At 47.4% G+C, this 6,133-nt stretch carries 9 protein-coding genes; 4 read left to right on the top strand and 5 right to left on the bottom strand.

Annotated features, from left to right (window positions below):
- Positions 1–45: 45 nt before the first annotated feature.
- Genes ispF through ftsB form a run of 3 tightly spaced genes read right to left on the bottom strand, consistent with a single transcriptional unit; the run spans position 46 to position 1,524 of the window.
- On the bottom strand, positions 46–531 hold the full coding sequence (gene ispF, locus B2X00_RS06790) for a 2-C-methyl-D-erythritol 2,4-cyclodiphosphate synthase (protein ID WP_290486648.1): 486 nt from the start codon (positions 529–531) through the stop codon (positions 46–48).
- A complete protein-coding gene (ispD, locus tag B2X00_RS06785) occupies positions 531–1,235 on the bottom strand; it encodes a 2-C-methyl-D-erythritol 4-phosphate cytidylyltransferase (RefSeq protein WP_290486647.1) in 705 nt (234 codons plus the stop codon). Before ispD ends, ispF begins: the two co-directional genes overlap by 1 nt.
- Position 1,236: 1 nt before the next feature.
- A complete protein-coding gene (gene ftsB / locus B2X00_RS06780; RefSeq protein ID WP_071463709.1) occupies positions 1,237–1,524 on the bottom strand; it encodes a cell division protein FtsB in 288 nt (95 codons plus the stop codon).
- Between the two features lie 76 nt (positions 1,525–1,600).
- On the opposite strand from ftsB, the gene B2X00_RS06775 reads away from it, so the two are divergent.
- Both B2X00_RS06775 and B2X00_RS06770 read left to right on the top strand, forming a co-directional pair.
- Positions 1,601–2,329, top strand: a complete 729-nt coding sequence (locus B2X00_RS06775) for a sulfite exporter TauE/SafE family protein (RefSeq protein WP_290486646.1) — start codon at positions 1,601–1,603, stop codon at positions 2,327–2,329.
- 352 nt (positions 2,330–2,681) lie between these two features.
- On the top strand, positions 2,682–3,677 hold the full coding sequence (locus B2X00_RS06770) for a branched-chain amino acid aminotransferase (protein WP_290486645.1): 996 nt from the start codon (positions 2,682–2,684) through the stop codon (positions 3,675–3,677).
- Here the strand turns inward: B2X00_RS06770 and B2X00_RS06765 are convergent.
- Positions 3,674–4,210, bottom strand: coding sequence for a GNAT family N-acetyltransferase (locus B2X00_RS06765; RefSeq protein ID WP_290486644.1), 537 nt, complete (start codon positions 4,208–4,210; stop codon positions 3,674–3,676). The genes B2X00_RS06770 and B2X00_RS06765 overlap by 4 nt on opposite strands.
- Before the next feature lie 99 nt (positions 4,211–4,309).
- On the opposite strand from B2X00_RS06765, the gene B2X00_RS06760 reads away from it, so the two are divergent.
- A complete protein-coding gene (locus tag B2X00_RS06760; RefSeq protein ID WP_110572640.1) occupies positions 4,310–4,585 on the top strand; it encodes an autorepressor SdpR family transcription factor in 276 nt (91 codons plus the stop codon).
- Positions 4,582–5,244 (top strand): SdpI family protein, encoded by a 663-nt coding sequence (locus tag B2X00_RS06755; RefSeq protein WP_290486643.1) that lies wholly within the window; start codon positions 4,582–4,584, stop codon positions 5,242–5,244. Before B2X00_RS06760 ends, B2X00_RS06755 begins: the two co-directional genes overlap by 4 nt.
- Here B2X00_RS06755 and B2X00_RS06750 read toward each other — a convergent pair.
- Positions 5,241–6,133 (bottom strand): GGDEF domain-containing protein (locus tag B2X00_RS06750; RefSeq protein WP_290486642.1); only part of this gene is annotated, 893 nt, incomplete at its 5' end. The genes B2X00_RS06755 and B2X00_RS06750 overlap by 4 nt on opposite strands.

Raw genomic sequence — 6,133 nt, 5'->3', positions numbered from 1 at the left:
GCTTTGAATTGAGCCTAACTGGGTTAATTGCCGCGTCTAACTGACTCATGACTTACCCGCCATTAATACCACTGCATGGCACGCTATACCTTCATTCCGGCCAACAAAACCTAGCTTTTCCGTCGTTGTCGCTTTCACGTTCACCGCATCACTCGCCACATCCAGTAAATCCGCGATACGTTGTCTCATGGCGTCAATGTGAGGTGCCATTTTAGGCTGCTGAGCCACGATAGTAACGTCGATGTTGCCGACAGCAAATTTGCGCGAGGCAGCCAATTGCATGATATGAGTTAGTAGCTCACCGCTGTCTGCGCCCGCAAATTGATCATCGGTGTCGGGAAAGTGACGACCAATATCACCTAAACCCAATGCGCCTAACACTGCATCACTAATAGCGTGCAGCACAACATCACCGTCTGAGTGCGCTAAAAGACCATCAGTGTGAGGTACTTTGACCCCACCTAGCATTAACGGTTTGTTCTCTGCGCCCCAGCGGTGCACGTCATAGCCGTGACCAACACGAATATTCATCATGAGTGATTAATCTCTTCGTTTAAATAATAACTGACCAACTCGATATCCTCCGGGAAGGTCACTTTGATATTCTTATAGGAGCCCATTACCAAGTGAGGGTGATAGCCTGCAAACTCCATCGCTGAAGCTTCATCGGTGAGCTCTGGGTGAGCAACGCCCATCTTGTTAATAGCCGCTATCAAAGGCTTAATTGCAAACACTTGAGGGGTTTGCGCTTGCCACAATAGCTCACGAGAGACCGTGCTACTTATCGTCGCACGATCAGGGTGGGCACGCTTTAAAGTATCGCGTACTGGCAAGGCCACAATAGCGCCTTGATCCTGGGACGTGCCCTGTTCAATCACATTGCATAAGACCTTCAACGGCAAGCAGGGTCGTGCTGCATCGTGCACTAGCGCATGACTGAAGCCCTGTCGCTCAGCCTCGATTAAACCAGCAAGAACAGACTCAGCACGCGTCTTGCCGCCGTTTACAGTTTCCACGTGACTTGGCCAATCCGGGTACAGTGCTAATGCTGTTGGATTGACTGCAACAAAAACACGTTGCACTTGGGGAGATCGCTGAATCGCAGCGAGCGTGTGTGATAGTAGCGGTTGTGACTGGACCTGAATAAATTGCTTGGGTTGCTCGCTTTGCATCCGGCTCCCGGTGCCCGCTGCAGGAACGATGGCCGCGAGCTTAATCCCCGACGAAGATGACATATTACTGCTCAAGCCTCCTCGGGTGCACAAGACGAAAAAACACTTCCTCTTTTTTTATCATACCGAGTTCGTTGCGTGCGCGCTCTTCTAGCGCGTCCTCGCCCTCACGTAAGTCCTTGATATCCGCGTAAAGCACTTCATTACGACGGGCTAGATTATCGTTTGCTTTGCGTTGATGCTGTACTTCCTGTTGTAAACGCCAATAGTCTGGCAAGCTATTCTTACCAAACCAAAGACGATATTGTAGCGCAGCTAATACGCTCACCAGCAAAATAATGACAATTCGCATAAAATGCTCTGGAAAACCTGTATTAGTGCCATTATGAAGTCTAAAACTGAGTATGCAAAGCCATTGAGGTGTTTTTTTGGAATATATCTATGCTGCAGTAATTGTTTTCTTTGCCACAACGCTACAAGGTATCAGCGGCTTTGGCTCCGGCCTCGTCAGTGTGCCGTTGTTAGCGCTATTTTTACCGATGACGATCATCACACCGGCGCTGTCCATCGTGAATGTGGTGTTAAGTTCAATTATCTATTACAAAAATCGGCATGCTGCTCACCCCCAACAATGGCTTTGGTTACTTGGGGCTGGCTTTATTTTTTCCATTGTGGGTAGCTTACTATTAGTTGAAGTCAACGAGCGTGCAATCCAATGGCTATTAGGCTTACTCATCTTGACGGTAGTCGCTGTATTGGCCAGTGGCCGCAGTCTACCAACTTTGAATCACCGTCGCGGTCATGTCGGAGTCGGCGCTACATCGGGAATACTAAACGGACTCATGACGCTAGGTGGCCCACCCATCATCTTATTTCTTGCTAATGCAAAGGTTGATAAAACAACCTTTCGGGCCACTTTGGCATTGTTCTTTTTAGTCATTGCTATTGCTAACGTGCTGACCTTTAGTACGCAAGGTGTCTACCAGCGCTCCCACCTCACGCTCCTTCTGGCAATGGTACCTTGCGCGATGTTAGGCGCCCTATTTGGGCATTATCTTCAACGATTTGTCGTTGAGCAGCAGTTTAAACGACTGACGTTAGGATTAATGTTATTATCAGGCGTATCCGTTTTATTTCAGGCGATATGGAGTACTTAAGTCGAAATGTTACCCGCTGAACTTTTAGTTGTGTTGTTGAATCTTGCGATTCTATTGGTGTGTTATCTGCACGTTTTTCCAAGAGTTGCGGGTAAATCGATGGGCAAGCTGGCGATCGCGAGCGGTAGCGCTATTATCCTGTCACTTGTCATTGTAGGGTCAAAGTATATGGGCCTCGGTTATCCTTTTTTGTTATTGGGTGGTTCGCTTAATTGGTTCTGGTACACCCTCATTACCTACGCCTTGATGGAAATCCCCATCGCTATTTGGTACCTGAAAAGAAACCCTTCTTAGCTAAATTACGTAGATTTCGTGATAAACTAGCGTCGATTTTAACGTAAAGGAGTCTGATATGGCCGCTTTTGGCACCGTTTTCATGCCTGAAATGAGTATTGCAGAATACCGTGATGGGCAGTGGCATCCCCCTAAAATAAGTGCAGCCGATAGTCTGTCATTACATCCCGGCGCACACGCTTTACATTATGCCAGCACCTGTTTTGAAGGGTTGAAAGCGTTTAAACATGCCGATGGCTCGGTTCATATTTTTAGACTGGATCAAAATATCAAACGCATGCGGCAAAGCAGTAAATTGCTAGCCTTACCCGAGGTCGATGCTGAATTACTCGAGCACATGATCGTCGACATCGTTAAACACTTTAAAGATGAAGTCCCCAATCCGCCCGGTTCGATGTATATACGCCCAACGCATATCGGCACCGAACCCGCGATTGGTAAAGCGGCCAGCCCAGCAACTCAGTCACTACTGTATGTATTGTTGTCACCTGTAGGTGATTATTTTGCGGGCGGCACGCGTCCATTAAAACTACTTATCGAAACGGACGGTATGCGCTGTGCTCCACACATGGGCATGATCAAAAGCGGTGGTAATTACGCCAGTGCGCTGAACCCGATCATGCAAGCACGCGCTCAGTACGACGCCGATCAGGTATTGTTTTGCCCAAATGGTGATGTACAAGAAACAGGCGCCGCCAACTTCTTACTCATCGACGGTGATGAGATTATTACCAAAGATTTGGATAGTAGCTTTTTGCATGGTATTACCCGTGATTCAATTCTGACACTTGCTAAAGACATGGGTATGACGGTAACTGAGCGTACTTTATCGGTTGATGAATTGCTCGAGCGTGCACAAAAGCCAACGACCGAAGCGGCGTTGTCTGGCACAGCGGCTGTACTGACCCCCGTTGGTTCGCTGATTCACAATGAGCAAACTGTCACCATCGGCAGCGGTGACGAAGGTCCTAAAACACAGCAATTACGCCGTGCGTTAAATGAAATTCAATGGGGCCAACGGGCCGACTCATTTGGTTGGCTAACTGCCGTTTAACCTCGTCCATCGCGCACAACAAAGGTTTCCAAAAGCACCACGGGTTGCCCATCATCGGGCAACTCGATCATACCTTGTTTTACAAAACCCAGTTTATCTAACAAATGCAGAGAAGCTTCATTCGTTGGGTTACAAATCGCATTGATACGACTAAACTCAGTATGCGTTGCCACTCGGTGCATTAACGATACTGCCGCCTCGATCGCGTAGCCATACCCGGTGAACGCATTAGATAGTGCATAACCGATATCGGGGTCGCCGAGAAAATCACGCTTTAATAACCCTATTAATCCAATCGGCCTACCCCCCTGCTTTTGTTCTATCAACATCAAGCCCAAGTCATGCTGGCGATACTGCGATTGGGGGCCTGTTTCAATATAGTTGACGGCGTTATCAATGGTTCTAACCTGCTTATCAGCAATTTGTTTAATGAATTCAGGCTCATTAAGTAGTTTGAGTATAAACTCTGCATCAGTCCTTTTAAGCGGTCTAATCACGAGTCTTTCCGTTTGCCAAGTCGATATCAGTTTCATAACGCGTCCTTAAAGATAGGATACAAGCATAACTCAAACTTGTAACTTTAGATATTTAGACTATTATCTAAATATCTAACTAATAGTGATATTGTCTCAATGAAACAACAACTGGTGTTCAAAGCACTCGCCGACGGCACGCGCAGGAATATTCTCCGAGCGTTGCGCGCTGGTTCAAAGAGTGCGGGTGAGCTGAGTGAGGAGTTTTCAATAACTAAAGCTTCTCTGTCGCACCATTTAGCTTTGTTGCTAAATGCTGAGCTCGTGCGACGCGAGCGCCGCGGTCAACAACTCATTTACTCGCTTAATAGTTCAGTCGCCGAAGAGGTCATGGCGATCTTGTTCGATCTATTTTCTCATAAGGAGGATTCATGATCCTTACGCTCTCATCGAAGCATCGCTGGATAAGCTGGTTATTCATAGTACTAAGCGCCGTTTTTGTGGCTGCAATCTATAAGCAGCTGCCACAAGAAATCCCTAGTCATTGGAACTTCGCTGGGGAAGTTGACGATTATCAGTCCAAACCGCTTGGTGCTTGGCTGATGACACTGCTTATGATCGCGCTTTGGGCGCTCATGGAATGTCTTCACGTGCTGTCACCCAAAGGCTACAGCATAGATAGTTTTCGCACGACCATCGGCTTAATTACCAACTTGATGTTAGGCTTCCTTTTGCTTATTCAGGTTGCCCAACTGAGTGTTGCGCTCGGTGTAGAACTCGAGTTACCAACCATCATCATGGTGGGTGTCGGCGTCCTATTCATCTGTTTAGGTAATTACTTAGGTAAGCTGCGTAAGAATTTCTTTATTGGTATTCGCACGCCTTGGACATTGGCCAGTGATGAAGTTTGGTACAAAACACACCGCATGGGCAGCTACTGCTTCGTGATTATTGGCGCGGTATTGGTATCGAGGGCTTGGTGGACCATCCCGCAAAGTCTCTTTATCGCACTTATTGTAGCCCTTGCACTTGTACCCACAGTTTACTCATTCGTTATATACCGACGCCTACATCGAAATGACAACGAAGACTAAACGTCTTTATTTTTGTCCTCGTACATACGTTCATCGGCTACGTGTAAGAGTTCCTCAAGCGAACGCCCCTCAGCGGGGAATTCTGCACGGCCAACACTGGCGTGGATAGTTAACTCCCCTTTCTCGAACACAAAAGGATGCTCGCGTAGGTGGTCAACGATAGCTCTGACACTATCGGTGTTGCCAACTTCACTCGACTTGAGGGGACGTAACACGACAAACTCATCACCACCAATACGTCCGGCTTCTTTGGCGTTCACGTAAGTATTTAATATGGATGCAACATGCATCAGAAAACGGTCGCCAACAGCATGTCCGTAGTGGTCATTGATCGGCTTAAATTTGTTCAAGTCAATATAGATAACCTCTAAAGGTGTATCGTTACGCAGGGCTAACGCCTTAAAACGTTGTGTTAGGGCTCTTCGATTTAACAACCCTGTCAGTACATCTGTCCGTGCTTGCTGGTGCAACGCCCGATAACTGCGGCTCAATAACGCGATGACGGCAGCTAATACAATGACTCCGGCATAACCAAAAAAACGTAACCAGCCCATTCCCTGCACTTCTTGATTCATATGTTTAGCGCGCGCATGGACCTGCCAGGTTTCATTAAATACATCAAGTTCAGTGGTCGCGTCCGCCGTGTTTAAAATATCAGGGTTGCCGAGAAAAACCTCTTCACCGAGCTTTTCGACCGAGGCTCGGCTTAATGCGAGCTCGTAGTCCGCAGCACTTCCTTCACGAACGCGTCGCATGATTTCTGATATATCAACCAATAGCCGCACCGAGCCCCAGTAAAATCCTGAGAAAGTGAAGTGTCTGGTATAGATAGGCAAGGTCACATCCAACGCTAAACCACCATTTTCCACTAAGCGAGGCGAAGAAACCT

Source organism: Idiomarina sp. UBA3162, from assembly GCF_002364475.1.
GTDB lineage: Bacteria > Pseudomonadota > Gammaproteobacteria > Enterobacterales > Alteromonadaceae > Idiomarina.
This window is presented reverse-complemented; position numbering and strand designations above follow the sequence as displayed.